Raw genomic sequence first — 14018 nt, forward strand, 5'->3', positions numbered from 1 at the left:
TAATGCGGTACGGCAGGACAGCCCGGGCGCGATAGGGTCGGGGGACGACTTTTCACAGGGCCCAACGACAGCAGAGAGCGGTGCACAGTGACCGGTGGAGAGGTTGCCGGGATCCTGGTGGCCGTGTTCTGGGCGATCCTCGTCTCCTTCCTCGCCGTGGTGCTGGTGAGGCTGGCGCAGACGCTCAGGGCGACCACCCGGCTGGTGGCGGACGTGACCGAGCAGGCCGTTCCCCTGCTGGCCGACGCCTCCGCGACCGTGCGCTCGGCACAGACCCAGCTCGACCGGGTCGACGCCATCGCCTCGGACGTCCAGGAGGTCACCTCCAACGCCTCCGCGCTGTCCACGACCGTCGCCTCCACCTTCGGCGGCCCGCTCGTCAAGGTGGCCGCCTTCGGCTACGGCGTCCGCAGGGCGCTCGGCCGGGGCCGCGAGGCGGAGGACGCGCCGCGCGCCGCCCGCCGTACTGTGATCGTCGGCCGTACCGTGCCGTCCTCGCGACGCCGGAAGCAGAAGGGCTGAGCCGCGATGTTCCGCCGCACGTTCTGGTTCACGGCCGGCGCAGCCGCCGGCGTGTGGGCCACCACCAAGGTCAACCGGAAGCTGAAGCAGCTGACCCCCGAGAGCCTCGCGGCCCAGGCGGCGAACAAGGCGCTCGAGACCGGCCACCGCCTGAAGGACTTCGCGCTCGACGTCCGGGCGGGCATGGTCCAGCGGGAGGCCGAGCTGGGCGAGGCGCTCGGCCTGGAAGCCCCCGCGGACCAGGGCCGGGAGCTGCCGGAGCCGCGCCGGAGGGCCGCCCTCGGCCCGGTCGCGCACCCGACCACCCATGCGTTTTCCAAGATGCCTACGAGTTCGTACAACCGGAATGAGGACCACTGATGGAGTCGGCTGAAATCCGCCGCCGCTGGCTGAGCTTCTTCGAGGAGCGCGGGCACACCGTCGTCCCTTCGGCGTCGCTCATCGCGGACGACCCGACTCTGCTGCTCGTCCCGGCCGGCATGGTGCCGTTCAAGCCCTACTTCCTGGGCGAGGTCAAGCCGCCCTTCACGCGCGCCTCCAGCGTGCAGAAGTGCGTGCGCACGCCGGACATCGAAGAGGTCGGCAAGACCACCCGGCACGGCACGTTCTTCCAGATGTGCGGCAACTTCTCCTTCGGCGACTACTTCAAGGAAGGCGCCATCAAGCTCGCCTGGGAGCTGCTGACCACCCCGGTGGAGCACGGCGGCTACGGGCTGGAGCCGGAGAAGCTCTGGATCACCGTCTACCAGGAGGACGACGAGGCCGAGCAGATCTGGCGCGACGTCGTCGGCGTCCCGGCCGAGCGCATCCAGCGCCTCGGCAAGAAGGACAACTACTGGTCCATGGGCGTCCCCGGACCCTGCGGCCCGTGCTCCGAGATCAACTACGACCGCGGCCCCGAGTTCGGCGTCGAGGGCGGCCCGGCCGTCAACGACGAGCGGTACGTGGAGATCTGGAACCTGGTCTTCATGCAGTACGAGCGCGGTGAGGGCTCCGGCAAGGACGACTTCCCGATCCTCGGCGAGCTCCCGTCGAAGAACATCGACACGGGCCTCGGCCTGGAGCGCCTGGCGATGATCCTCCAGGGCGTCCAGAACATGTACGAGACGGACACCCTCCAGGTCGTCATCGACAAGGCCACCGCCCTCACCGGCGTCGCCTACGGCAAGGCCCACGAGAGCGACGTCTCGCTCCGCGTGGTCGCCGACCACATGCGCACCTCCGTCATGCTCATCGGCGACGGCGTCACCCCCGGCAACGAGGGCCGCGGCTACGTGCTGCGCCGCATCATGCGCCGCGCCGTCCGCAACATGCGCCTGCTCGGCGCCACCGGCCCGGTCGTCCAGGAGCTCGTGGACACCGTGATCGACACGATGGGCGAGCAGTACCCGGAGCTGGTCACCGACCGCAAGCGCATCGAGACCGTCGCCCTCGCCGAAGAGGCCGCCTTCCTGAAGGCCCTCAAGGGCGGCACGAACATCCTCGACACCGCCGTCACCGAGACCAAGGCCTCCGGCGGCACCGTCCTCGCCGGCGAGAAGGCCTTCCTGCTCCACGACACCTGGGGCTTCCCGATCGACCTCACCCTGGAGATGGCCGCCGAGCAGGGCCTCTCCGTGGACGAGGACGGCTTCCGCCGCCTGATGAAGGAGCAGCGGGACCGCGCCAAGGCCGACGCCAAGGCGAAGAAGACCGGCCACGCCGACATGACCTCCTACCGGGAGATCGCCGACAGCAACGGCGCCACCGAGTTCACCGGCTACACGAACACCGAGGGCGAGAGCACGGTCGTCGGCCTCCTGGTCAACGGTGTCTCCTCGCCGGCCGCCTCCGAGGGCGACGAGGTCGAGGTCGTCCTCGACCGCACCCCGTTCTACGCCGAGGGCGGCGGTCAGATCGCCGACCAGGGCCGGATCAAGCTGCACAGCGGCGCGGTCATCGAGATCCGCGACGTCCAGCAGCCCGTTCCCGGCGTCTCCGTGCACAAGGGCTCCGTGCAGGTCGGCGAGGTCACCGTGGGCGCCACCGCCTACGCCACCATCGACGTCAAGCGCCGCCGGGCCATCGCCCGCGCCCACTCCGCCACGCACCTCACCCACCAGGCCCTGCGGGACGCCCTCGGCCCGACGGCCGCCCAGGCCGGTTCCGAGAACCAGCCCGGCCGCTTCCGCTTCGACTTCGGCTCGCCGAACGCCGTCCCGGGCGCCGTCCTGACCGACGTCGAGCAGAAGATCAACGAGGTCCTCTCGCGCGAGCTGGAGGTCCACGCCGAGGTCATGCCGATCAACGAGGCCAAGCGCCAGGGCGCCATCGCCGAGTTCGGCGAGAAGTACGGCGAGCAGGTCCGCGTCGTGACCATCGGCGACTTCTCCAAGGAGCTGTGCGGCGGCACGCACGTCGGCAACACCGCCCAGCTGGGCCTGGTGAAGCTGCTCGGCGAGTCGTCCATCGGTTCCGGCGTGCGCCGCATCGAGGCCCTGGTGGGTGTCGACGCGTACAACTTCCTCGCCCGTGAGCACACGGTCGTCGCCCAGCTCCAGGAGCTCGTCAAGGGCCGTCCGGAGGAGCTGCCGGAGAAGATCTCCTCCATGCTCGGCAAGCTGAAGGACGCCGAGAAGGAGATCGAGAAGTTCCGCGCGGAGAAGGTCCTCCAGGCCGCCGCCGGTCTCGTCGACTCCGCTCGTGACGTCCGCGGCGTCGCCCTCGTCACCGGGCAGGTCCCGGACGGCACCGGCGCCGACGACCTGCGCAAGCTGGTCCTCGACGTGCGCGGCCGGATCCCCTCCGACCGCCCGGCGGTCGTGGCCCTGTTCACCACGGTGGGCGGCAAGCCGCTGACGGTCATCGCCACCAACGAGGCCGCCCGCGAGCGCGGTCTCAAGGCCGGCGAGCTCGTCCGCACGGCCGCCAAGACCCTCGGCGGCGGTGGCGGCGGCAAGCCGGACGTCGCCCAGGGCGGCGGCCAGAACCCGGAGGCCGTCGGCGAGGCCATCGCCGCCGTCGAGCGCCTCGTGGTGGAGACGGCGTGACGATGCGCCGCGGCCGTCGTCTCGCGGTCGACGTCGGGGACGCCCGGATCGGGGTCGCCTCGTGCGACCCCGACGGGGTCCTCGCGACGCCGGTGGAGACCGTGCCGGGACGTGACGTCCCGGCCGCCCACCGGCGGCTCCGCCAGATCGTCGAGGAGTACGAGCCGATCGAGGTCGTCGTGGGTCTGCCCCGCTCGCTCAGCGGGCGGGAGGGCCCGGCCGCGACCAAGGTCCGCGCCTTCGCCCGGGAGATGGCGAAGGGCATCGCCCCGGTGCCGGTGCGCCTGGTCGACGAGCGGATGACCACCGTCACCGCGACCCAGGGCCTGCGGGCCTCGGGCGTGAAGGCGAAGAAGGGGCGGTCCGTGATCGACCAGGCCGCCGCTGTGATCATCCTTCAGAACGCTCTTGAGTCCGAACGGGTATCAGGTAATCCGCCCGGTGAGGGCGTCGAAGTGGTCATCTGATCGCGATACGGTAACGTTCCGCGCGATGCGGCGGTGTTCGAACAGCTGCCGCACTACGTAGAGGCGGATCGTCCGGAAGCCTCGCGGCTGTTTTGGGGATCGATGACTGAGTATGGCCGGGGCCCTGGCTCCGAACCGTGGCACCCCGGGGACCCGCTCTACGGGGACCAGGGGTGGGAGGGCCAGCAGCAGTACCCGCACCCGCAGCAGGCGAGCCAGTACGGCCAGCAGGGCCAGGGCTACGTGGATCCGTACGGCCAGGGCGGTCACACCGACCAGGGCTACGGGGCCGACCCGTACCAGCAGCAGGCGCAGCAGCAGTACCAGCAGCAGGCCGAGCAGCAGTACCAGCAGCCGCAGCAGCAGTACGTCGATCCCCAGTACCAGCAGCAGCATCAGCAGTACCAGCAGCAGCCCCAGCAGCAGTACGAGACGGGTTACCCGGGCGGTTACGACACGCCCGGGCAGCTCGGTCAGCAGTACGACGGCAACTGGGAGACCGGTCAGGCGGCGATGGCCTACGGCGCGCCCCCGGCCGATCCGTACGGCGGCCAGAACCCGGACCTCTACGGCACGCCCGAGGCCTACCCGCCGCCCCAGCCGCCCGGCCGCCGCCAGAACCCGCCGGAGCCGGTCGTCGACTGGGCGCCGGAGGAGGAGGCGCACGACCCGGAGCCGGAGGAGGAGAACCACCCCTTCTTCACCGGGGGCGACGACTCCGACGACGACGACCACGACGAGGAGCCCCGGCGCGGCCGCGGCTCCCGGGACGTCGACCGCGAACGCCGGAGCAAAGCGAAGAAACGCAAAGGCAAGAACGGCATGGCCTGCCTGGTCGTCGCGGCCGTCATCGTCGGCGGCGTGGGCGGCATCGGCTACTTCGGCTACAAGTTCTGGCAGGGCCAGTTCGGCGCGGCACCCGACTACGCGGGCAGTGGCACCGGAGTCGTGCAGGTCGAGATCCCGAAGGACGCCGGCGGCTACGAGATCGGCAACATCCTCAAGAAGGCCGGCGTGGTCAAGAGCGTCGACGCCTTCGTCTCGGCGCAGCAGAAGAACCCCCGCGGCCTCTCGATCCAGGCGGGCGCCTACACGCTGAAGACGGAGATGTCGGCGGACAGCGCGGTCACGCTGATGCTGAACCCCGCCAGCCAGGCCAACCTGATCATCCCCGAGGGCAAGCGGAACGCCTGGGTCTACGAGAAGCTCGACGAGCGTCTGGACCTCAAGCCGGGCACCACCAAGGGCATCGCACTCGCGAAGGCGGACTCCCTCGGGCTGCCCGACTGGGCCAAGAACCACACGGACGTCAAGGACCCGCTGGAAGGCTTCCTCTTCCCGGCGAGCTACCCCGTGGCCAAGGGCGGCAAGCCCGAGGACGCGCTGCGCAAGATGGTCTCCCGCGCCAACCAGGAGTACACGAAGCTGGACCTGGAGTCGAAGGCCAGGGCGCTCGGGGTCAAGGGCCCGTGGGAGCTCGTCACCATCGCGAGCCTGGTGCAGGCCGAGGGCAAGACCCACGACGACTTCCGCAAGATGTCCGAGGTCGTCTACAACCGTCTCCAGCCCGACAACAAGGAGACGTACCAGCTGCTCCAGTTCGACTCGACCCTCAACTACCTGAAGGGTCAGAGCGAGATCAAGATCTCCGAGAAGGAGACCCGCACCAACACCGACCCGTACAACACCTACAAGCACCCGGGGCTGCCGCCGGGACCGATCGGCAACCCGGGCAACGAGGCGTTGGCGTCGATGCTCAACCCGACGAACGACGGCTGGATCTACTTCGTGGCCACGGACGGCATGAACAAGACCGAGTTCGCCAAGACGCACGCCGACTTCCTGAAGCTGAAGGACAAGTTCAATGCCAACTCGGGCCAGTGAGACGCGCCGCCGCGCGGCCGTCCTCGGTTCGCCGATCGCCCACTCGCTCTCCCCGGTCCTGCACCGGGCCGCGTACGCCGAGCTCGGTCTCGGCGACTGGGCGTACGACCGCTTCGAGGTCGACGAGGCCGGGCTGCCCGGCTTCGTCGGCGAGCTCGACGCGGCCTGGGCCGGGCTGTCGCTGACCATGCCGCTCAAGCGGGCGATCATCCCCCTGCTCGACGAGATCAGCGACACGGCCGCCTCCGTGGAGGCCGTCAACACCGTCGTCCTCCGTGAGGACGGCAGCCGCGCCGGCGACAACACCGACATCCCCGGCATGATCGCCGCCCTGCGCGAGCGGGGCGTGGAGAAGGTGGACTCGGCGGCCGTCCTCGGCGCCGGCGCCACCGCCTCCTCCGCGCTCGCCGCCCTCGCCCGGATCTGCGCGGGCCCCGTCACCGCGTACGTACGGAGCGAGGCGCGGGCCGAGGAGATGCGCGGCTGGGGCGAGCGGCTCGGCGTGGACGTCCGTACCGCCGACTGGGAGCGGGCGGCGGAGGCCTTCAAGGCGCCGCTCGTCATCGCGACCACCCCGGCCGGCACCACCAACGCCCTGGCGACCGCCGTCCCCGACCGGGTCGGCACCCTCTTCGACGTCCTCTACGACCCCTGGCCGACCGCACTCGCGGCCGCCTGGTCCGACCGCGGCGGCAAGGTCGTCGGCGGCCTCGACCTCCTGGTCCACCAGGCCGTCCTCCAGGTCGAACAGATGACGGGCGTCCCGAAGGCCCCGCTCGCGGCCATGCGCGCGGCCGGAGAGCGGGCGCTGGCCGCGCGCTAGGCTGGAGCGGCACGCCGGCCGAACGCGGGGGAGCACGGCGAGCGGAACACGGGGGAGCACGGCCGACATGACCGAAGGACTCACGCTGGCGTCCAAGTGGGACGCGGCGGACGACATCGTGCGCCTCCTCTGGATGGCGACCTCCCGGCACCTGCCCGAATGGGTGCGGTATCCGCTCATCGCCGCCGGTGTCACCCTCGCCGTCCACGAGGGTCTCCGATGGCTGCGCACCCGCTTCGGCGAGCCGCCCGGGGCGGACCTCTCCGTCCAGGAATCCGACTCCCGCGTCCGATAGCTGGACCGGAGGGCGGGTTCGTCCCCCGGACGTGGGAGGATCGGGGACGGCGGGCCAGGGCCGCGCACCCGGCCGCGTCGTCGCAGTGCCCAGGCGCGAGCATGAGGAGCATCGTTGAGCAGGTTGCGTTGGCTGACCGCTGGGGAATCCCACGGACCCGCGCTGGTCGCGACGCTGGAGGGTCTTCCCGCCGGCGTCCCGGTCACCACTGAGCTGGTGGCGGACCACCTCGCGCGGCGACGCCTCGGCTACGGGCGTGGCGCCCGCATGAAGTTCGAGCAGGACGAGATCACCTTCCTCGGCGGCGTCCGGCACGGACTCTCCCTGGGCTCCCCGATCGCCGTCATGGTCGGCAACACCGAGTGGCCCAAGTGGGAGAAGGTCATGTCGGCCGATCCGGTCGACCCCTCGGAGCTCAAGGAGACGGGCCGCAACGCGCCCCTGACCCGGCCCCGTCCCGGCCACGCCGACCTCGCCGGCATGCAGAAGTACGGCTTCGACGAGGCCCGGCCGATCCTGGAGCGCGCCAGCGCCCGGGAGACCGCCGCCCGCGTCGCCCTCGGCGCCGTCGCCCGGTCCTTCCTCAAGGAGGCCGCCGGCATCGAGATCGTGAGCCACGTCGTCGAGCTGGCCGCCGCCAAGGCGCCGTACGGCGTCTACCCCACCCCCGCCGACGTCGAGAAGCTCGACGCCGACCCGGTCCGCTGCCTCGACGCCGACGCGTCGAAGGCGATGGTCGCGGAGATCGACCAGGCCCACAAGGACGGCGACACCCTCGGCGGCGTCGTCGAGGTCCTCGCCTACGGCGTGCCCGTCGGACTCGGCTCGCACGTCCACTGGGACCGGCGCCTCGACGCCCGGCTCGCCGCCGCCCTCATGGGCATCCAGGCCATCAAGGGCGTCGAGGTCGGCGACGGCTTCGACCTCGCCCGCGTGCCCGGCTCCCAGGCGCACGACGAGATCGTGCGCACCGAGGACGGCATCAAGCGCACCTCCGGCCGCTCCGGCGGCACCGAGGGCGGCCTCACCACCGGCGAGCTGCTGCGCGTCCGCGCCGCGATGAAGCCCATCGCGACCGTCCCGCGCGCCCTCGCCACCATCGACGTCGCCACCGGCGAGGCCGCGGCCGCCCACCACCAGCGCTCCGACGTCTGCGCCGTCCCCGCCGCCGGCATCGTCGCCGAGGCCATGGTCGCGCTCGTCCTCGCGGACGCGGTCGTCGAGAAGTTCGGCGGCGACAGCGTCCCCGAGACCCGCCGCAACGTGCGGTCCTACCTCGACCACCTCACCATCCGGTGACCGGCGGACCCCTGGTCGTCCTCGTCGGGCCCATGGGCTCCGGCAAGTCCACGGTGGGCGCGCTCCTGGCCGAACGGCTCGGCGCGCCCTACCGGGACACCGACGCCGACATCGTCGCCGCCGAGGGACGCGAGATCGCCGACATCTTCGTCGAGGACGGCGAGGAGCACTTCCGCGCCCTGGAGAGGGCCGCCGTCGCCGCGGCCGTCGCCGAGCACGAGGGCGTCCTCGCCCTCGGCGGCGGCGCGATCCTGGACGCCGGGACCCGCGCCCTGCTCACCGGGCTGCCCGTCGCGTACCTCTCGATGGACGTCGAGGAGGCGGTCCGCCGCGTCGGCCTCAACACCGCGCGGCCGCTGCTCGCCGTCAACCCGCGCCGCCAGTGGCGCGAGCTGATGGACGCCCGCCGCCATCTGTACACCGAAGTCGCCCGGGTCGTCGTCGGCACGGACGAGCGCACCCCCCAAGAGGTCGCCCAGGCGGTCCTCGACGCACTGGAGTTGAAGGACGTATGACGGAGCAGGACCAGGTGACCCGGATCCAGGTCGGCGGTTCCGCGGGCACCGATCCGTACGAGGTACTGGTCGGGCGGCAGCTCCTCGGTGAGCTCCCCGGCCTGATCGGCCCCCAGGCCAAGCGGGTCGCCGTGATCCACCCGGAGGCGCTCGCCGACACCGGCGAGGCGCTCCGCGCCGACCTCGCCGACCAGGGCTACGAGGCGGTCGCCATCCAGGTGCCGAACGCCGAGGAGGCGAAGACCGCCGAGGTCGCCGCCTACTGCTGGAAGGCCCTGGGCCAGACCGGCTTCACCCGCAGCGACGTCGTCGTCGGCGTCGGCGGCGGCGCCACCACCGACCTGGCGGGCTTCGTGGCCGCGACCTGGCTGCGCGGCGTGCGCTGGATCGCCGTGCCGACCACCGTGCTGGCCATGGTCGACGCGGCCGTCGGCGGCAAGACGGGCATCAACACCGCCGAGGGCAAGAACCTCGTCGGCGCCTTCCACCCGCCCGCCGGCGTCCTGTGCGACCTCGCCGCGCTGGACTCGCTGCCGGTGCACGACTACGTCAGCGGCCTCGCGGAGATCATCAAGGCCGGCTTCATCGTCGACCCGGTCATCCTCGACCTGATCGAGGAGGACCCGCAGGCCGCCCGCACCCCGGCCGGTCCGCACACCGCGGAGCTGCTCGTCCGCTCGATCAAGGTGAAGGCCGAGGTGGTCTCCGGCGACCTCAAGGAGTCCGGCCGCCGGGAGATCCTCAACTACGGCCACACCCTGGCCCACGCCATCGAGAAGAACGAGCGCTACAAGTGGCGCCACGGCGCCGCCGTCTCCGTCGGCATGGTCTTCGCCGCCGAGCTGGGCCGTCTCGCGGGGCGGCTCGACGACGCCACCGCCGACCGGCACCGGGCGATCCTGGAGTCCGTCGGCCTGCCGCTGACCTACCGCGGCGACCAGTGGCCGAAGCTCCTGGAGACCATGCGGGTCGACAAGAAGTCCCGCGGCGACCTGCTGCGCTTCATCGTGCTCGACGGCATCGGCAAGCCGACCGTCCTGGAGGGCCCCGACCCGGCCGTCCTGATCGCGGCCTACGGCGAGGTGTCCGCGTGAGCGGGACGCGCCCGGTCCTGGTGCTGAACGGCCCCAACCTGGGCCGTCTCGGCTCCCGCGAGCCCGACATCTACGGCGCCACCTCGTACAAGGGGCTCGTCGAGTCCTGCCGGACCCTCGGCGCGGAGCTCGGCTTCGACGTCGACGTCCGGGAGACCAACGACGAGGGCGAGATGATCCGCTGGCTCCACGAGGCGGCGGACGGCTCGGTCCCGGTGGTGATCAACCCCGGCGCGTTCACGCACTACTCGTACGGGATGAGGGACGCCGCCGCCCAGCGGACCGCCCCGCTGATCGAGGTGCACATCTCGAACCCGTACGCCCGCGAGGAGTTCCGGCACACCTCGGTGATCGCGGCCGTGGCGACCGGCACGGTCGCCGGCTTCGGGATCGGTTCCTACCGGCTGGCGCTGCGGGCGCTCGCCGAGGAACTCGCCGGCTGACCGGCAGGGCACCAGGGGGCGTCCCCGGCCGTTCCCCCTGTGGGGGCCGGGGGCGGTAACGTTCCGCCGTCCACGGACACACCGGTCCGGGGATCAGACAGGCGTACGAGACGGAGTGGCACCGGATGCAGCACGCAGTGGGGGGTCCGCTGCCACCGCCGGAGCGGTCGGCCGGGTCGACCGGCCCGGGACCGGGGCCAGGACAGCCCGTGCCGGGGCCGGTCCCCGTGCCCGGCGGTACCGTGCCCGTCTCCGGATCGGCCGTGACCGTCTCCGGATCGGGTCTGACCGGATCGCCGGTGCCCGGATCCGGCCCCGTGCCCGTCGCGGGCGGTGGGGAGCCCGGTGGGCAGCCGCCCGTTCCTCCTCCCGTCCCGCCGTACCCGGGGCCCGCGTCCGGCCCCCGGCCCGGTGTCCACCCGAGCGTCCCGGCCGGAGCCCCGCGGCCCCCGCACGCCCCGCCGGGCTGGGGCACCCCCGGAGGCCCGCCGCAGCGTCCGGCGGCCCCCCAGCACCCCGCGCCGCCCCACCCGGCCGGCCCGCCGCACCCCGGAGCCCCGCAGGCCCCGTCCGCCGGTCCGCCGCACCCGGGCGCCGCGCCGCAGCCTTCCTCCGGCCAGCACGCCGCGGCCCCCCGGCATCCCTCGTCCGCGCCGCCGCGCGCCGACCTGACGGGGCACGTCCCGCTGCCGCCCGTGAGCGCGCCCCTCGCGCCGCCCGCGGAGCACGGCGCCGGGACCGGCGCGGCGACCCTCGCCGTCCTCCTCATCGGCCCCGCGGGCGCGGGCAAGACGACCGTCGCCCGGCACTGGGCGCAGCGCCGCCGCGTGCCCACCGCGCACATCAGCCTCGACGACGTCCGCGAGTGGGTCTGCTCCGGCTTCGCCGACCCGCAGTCCGGCTGGAACGAGCACTCCGAGGCGCAGTACCGGCTCGCCCGCCGCACCTGCGGCTTCGCCGCGCGCAACTTCCTCGCCAACGGCATCTCCTGCATCGTCGACGACGCCGTCTTCCCCGACCGGCCCGTCGTCGGCCTCGGCGGCTGGAAGCGCCACGTCGGCCCCGGTCTGCTGCCCGTCGTCCTCCTGCCGGGCCTGGAGGTCGTCCTGGAGCGGAACGCCGAGCGCAGCGGGAACCGGCGGCTCTCGGACGAGGAGGTCGCCGCGATCCACGGCCGGATGGCCGGCTGGTACGGCTCGGGCCTGCCGATCATCGACAACTCCACGTACGACGTCGAGACCACCGCGCGCGTCCTCGACGACGTCCTGGCCCGCGCGATCGCGAGCCCGCCCACCTGGTGACCGCTCCCGGACGGCCGTTCTGAACAGGACGTCCCGCCGCCACGCTCGTAGGCTCGGAGCATGTCAGAGGTGTATGCGGACCGCCGTGTACGGCTGCGCGACCGGTGCGCGGCCGCGGGCAGCCCGGCGGCCCTGGTCTCCCGCCCCGCCAACGTCCGCTATCTCGCCGGGGGTTCGCCCCCCGGGGCCGTGCTGCTCGTCGGTCCGGAGGCGGAGGCGGACGTCCTGCTCTGCCCCGTCGCGCCCGGCGGCGAACCGGCGGACGGCAGGCTCGACGAAGTGCTCCGGCAGCAGGTCCTGCCCACGGGCGGGGGCGACCCCGCGGTCGCCGCGGTCGACCTGGCCCGCCGGGCCGGCGCCGACGCGCTCGCGGTCGAGGAGCACCACCTGACGGTCGCCCGGCACCGGGCCATGGGCTCCGTCGGCCCCGGACCGCGTCTCGCCGACCTCGCCTGCGCCGTGGAACAGCTCAGGATCGTCAAGGACGAGGACGAGATCGCCTGCCTGCGGATCGCGGCGGAGATCGCCGACCAGGCCCTCGGCGAGCTCCTGGAGTCGATCCTCGTGGGGCGGACCGAGCGCCACCTCGCCCTGGAGCTGGAGCGGCGGCTCGTCGACCACGGCGCCGACGGGGCCGCCTTCCCCACCTCGGTGGGGACCGGCCCGCACTCCGGGCGCCGGGGGCACCGGCCCACCGACCGCAGGGTCGAGGAGGGCGATTTCCTCTCCGTCTGCCTCGGCGCGGACTACCGCGGCTACCGGTGCGAGATCGGCCGCACCTTCGTCATCGGCACCACCCCCGCCGACTGGCAGATCGAGCTGTACGAGCTCGTCTTCGCCGCTCAGCGGGCCGGGCGGGAGTCCCTCGCACCCGGCGCCGAGTACCGCGACGTGGACCGGGCGGCCCGCCAGATCCTGGACGCGGCGGGGCACGCGGGGGCCGCTGTGCCCCTCACCGGGCACGGGGTGGGGCTCGAAATCGACGAGGACCCGCAGCTCTCACCCTCGGCCATGGGTAAACTGGACGCTTGCGTGCCGGTCACCGTCGAACCGGGGGTTCACCTCCCGGGACGGGGCGGGGTCCGGATCGATGACACGCTCGTCGTGCGCCAGGAGGCGGACGGCGGACCCGAGCTACTCACCATCACGACCAAGGAGCTGCTCGCGCTGTAAGGCGCGTACGCCTCCCCGGTCCCACGTCAGTCCAGGAGATTCCGCAACCGTGGCTTCCACGAACGACCTCAAGAACGGCATGGTGCTCAAGCTCGAAGGCGGCCAGCTCTGGTCCGTCGTCGAGTTCCAGCACGTCAAGCCCGGCAAGGGCCCGGCCTTCGTGCGCACCAAGCTCAAGAACGTGCTGTCCGGCAAGGTCGTCGACAAGACCTTCAACGCCGGCGTGAAGGTCGACACGGCCACCATCGACCGCCGCGACATGCAGTTCTCCTACATGGACGGCGACTACTTCGTCTTCATGGACCAGGAGACGTACGACCAGCTGCACGTCGACCGCAAGTCGGTCGGCGACGCCGCGAACTTCCTGATCGAGGGCTTCGTCGCCTCGGTCGCGCAGCACGAGGGCGAGGTGCTCTACGTCGAGCTCCCCGCTGCCGTCGAGCTGACCATCCAGCACACCGACCCGGGTGTCCAGGGCGACCGCTCCACCGGCGGCACCAAGCCCGCCACGCTGGAGACCGGCCACGAGATCCAGGTCCCGCTCTTCATCACCACCGGTGAGAAGGTCAAGGTCGACACGCGCGACAGCGGCTACCTCGGCCGGGTGAACAAGTAACCGTGGCCGCTCGGAGCAAGGCTCGCAAGCGCGCCTTCCAGATCCTCTTCGAGGCGGACCAGCGTGGTGCCTCCGTCCAGGAGGTTCTCGCGGACCAGGTCCGGCACGCGCGGTCGGACGACCGCCAGCCGCCGGTCAACGACTTCACCATGCAGCTGGTCGAGGGATACGCGGCCCACGAGGCGCGGATCGACGATCTCATCGCGACCTACGCCGTGGACTGGGACCTCGACCGGATGCCCGTCGCCGACCGGAACATCGTGCGCCTCGGAGCGTACGAGCTGCTCTGGGAGGACGGCACCCCCGACGCGGTCGCGATCGACGAGGCGGTGCAGCTCGCCAAGGAGTTCTCCACCGACGAGTCCCCGACCTTCGTCAACGGCCTGCTGGGGCGCTTCAAGGACCTGAAGCCGCGCCTGCGCCGGGACGCGGACGCCTAGGTCCCGTCCGGCACGCGAAGGGGCCCGCAGCCCACGGGGGGGGGGGGGGGTGGGTTTAAACACAGTGGCGGGCGCCGACATAGTGATTTTTTTTTTAGGGGGGGGGGGGGGGAGTAT

At 72.3% G+C, this 14018-nt stretch carries 15 protein-coding genes; all 15 read left to right on the forward strand.

Annotated elements, in window-relative coordinates; genetic code table 11:
* Nucleotides 1-87: 87 nt before the first annotated feature.
* The 15 genes from ACFV2S_RS35645 (at nucleotide 88) to nusB (ending at nucleotide 13901) form a co-directional block, all read left to right on the forward strand.
* The gene (locus ACFV2S_RS35645; protein ID WP_383789625.1) at nucleotides 88-522 is read left to right on the forward strand and encodes a DUF948 domain-containing protein; all 435 of its coding nucleotides are present in this window, start codon (nucleotides 88-90) and stop codon (nucleotides 520-522) included.
* A 6-nt stretch (nucleotides 523-528) separates the two neighbouring features.
* The gene (locus ACFV2S_RS35650) at nucleotides 529-882 is read left to right on the forward strand and encodes a DUF6167 family protein (RefSeq protein ID WP_385569538.1); all 354 of its coding nucleotides are present in this window, start codon (nucleotides 529-531) and stop codon (nucleotides 880-882) included.
* The gene (alaS, locus tag ACFV2S_RS35655) at nucleotides 882-3551 is read left to right on the forward strand and encodes an alanine--tRNA ligase (protein ID WP_385569542.1); all 2670 of its coding nucleotides are present in this window, start codon (nucleotides 882-884) and stop codon (nucleotides 3549-3551) included. The genes ACFV2S_RS35650 and alaS overlap by 1 nt, the downstream gene beginning before the upstream one ends.
* 2 nt (nucleotides 3552-3553) lie before the next feature.
* Nucleotides 3554-4018, forward strand: a complete 465-nt coding sequence (gene ruvX / locus ACFV2S_RS35660) for a Holliday junction resolvase RuvX (RefSeq protein ID WP_030693079.1) — start codon at nucleotides 3554-3556, stop codon at nucleotides 4016-4018.
* A 102-nt stretch (nucleotides 4019-4120) separates the two neighbouring features.
* Nucleotides 4121-5902 (forward strand): endolytic transglycosylase MltG, encoded by a 1782-nt coding sequence (gene mltG / locus ACFV2S_RS35665; RefSeq protein WP_385569545.1) that lies wholly within the window; start codon nucleotides 4121-4123, stop codon nucleotides 5900-5902.
* Complete coding sequence (locus tag ACFV2S_RS35670) at nucleotides 5883-6725, forward strand: shikimate dehydrogenase (RefSeq protein WP_385569549.1); 843 nt, start codon at nucleotides 5883-5885, stop codon at nucleotides 6723-6725. The genes mltG and ACFV2S_RS35670 overlap by 20 nt, the downstream gene beginning before the upstream one ends.
* Before the next feature lie 67 nt (nucleotides 6726-6792).
* The gene (locus ACFV2S_RS35675) at nucleotides 6793-7020 is read left to right on the forward strand and encodes a hypothetical protein (protein ID WP_385569553.1); all 228 of its coding nucleotides are present in this window, start codon (nucleotides 6793-6795) and stop codon (nucleotides 7018-7020) included.
* Between the two features lie 114 nt (nucleotides 7021-7134).
* On the forward strand, nucleotides 7135-8319 hold the full coding sequence (aroC, locus tag ACFV2S_RS35680; protein ID WP_382866865.1) for a chorismate synthase: 1185 nt from the start codon (nucleotides 7135-7137) through the stop codon (nucleotides 8317-8319).
* A complete protein-coding gene (locus tag ACFV2S_RS35685; protein WP_385569559.1) occupies nucleotides 8316-8834 on the forward strand; it encodes a shikimate kinase in 519 nt (172 codons plus the stop codon). Before aroC ends, ACFV2S_RS35685 begins: the two co-directional genes overlap by 4 nt.
* Entirely contained in the window at nucleotides 8831-9928 is a 1098-nt protein-coding gene (aroB, locus tag ACFV2S_RS35690; protein ID WP_385569564.1) for a 3-dehydroquinate synthase, read from the forward strand. Before ACFV2S_RS35685 ends, aroB begins: the two co-directional genes overlap by 4 nt.
* The gene (gene aroQ, locus ACFV2S_RS35695; RefSeq protein WP_383789649.1) at nucleotides 9925-10371 is read left to right on the forward strand and encodes a type II 3-dehydroquinate dehydratase; all 447 of its coding nucleotides are present in this window, start codon (nucleotides 9925-9927) and stop codon (nucleotides 10369-10371) included. Before aroB ends, aroQ begins: the two co-directional genes overlap by 4 nt.
* 317 nt (nucleotides 10372-10688) lie before the next feature.
* Complete coding sequence (locus ACFV2S_RS35700) at nucleotides 10689-11672, forward strand: AAA family ATPase (RefSeq protein WP_385569583.1); 984 nt, start codon at nucleotides 10689-10691, stop codon at nucleotides 11670-11672.
* A 60-nt stretch (nucleotides 11673-11732) separates the two neighbouring features.
* Complete coding sequence (locus tag ACFV2S_RS35705) at nucleotides 11733-12845, forward strand: aminopeptidase P family protein (protein ID WP_385569570.1); 1113 nt, start codon at nucleotides 11733-11735, stop codon at nucleotides 12843-12845.
* Between the two features lie 49 nt (nucleotides 12846-12894).
* Complete coding sequence (efp, locus tag ACFV2S_RS35710) at nucleotides 12895-13461, forward strand: elongation factor P (RefSeq protein WP_385569575.1); 567 nt, start codon at nucleotides 12895-12897, stop codon at nucleotides 13459-13461.
* Between the two features lie 2 nt (nucleotides 13462-13463).
* Nucleotides 13464-13901, forward strand: a complete 438-nt coding sequence (gene nusB, locus ACFV2S_RS35715; protein ID WP_365228784.1) for a transcription antitermination factor NusB — start codon at nucleotides 13464-13466, stop codon at nucleotides 13899-13901.
* The last annotated feature ends 117 nt before the right edge of the window (nucleotides 13902-14018 follow it).

This window comes from Streptomyces sp. NPDC059695, assembly GCF_042733785.1.
In the GTDB taxonomy this organism is placed as follows: Bacteria; Actinomycetota; Actinomycetes; order Streptomycetales; family Streptomycetaceae; genus Streptomyces.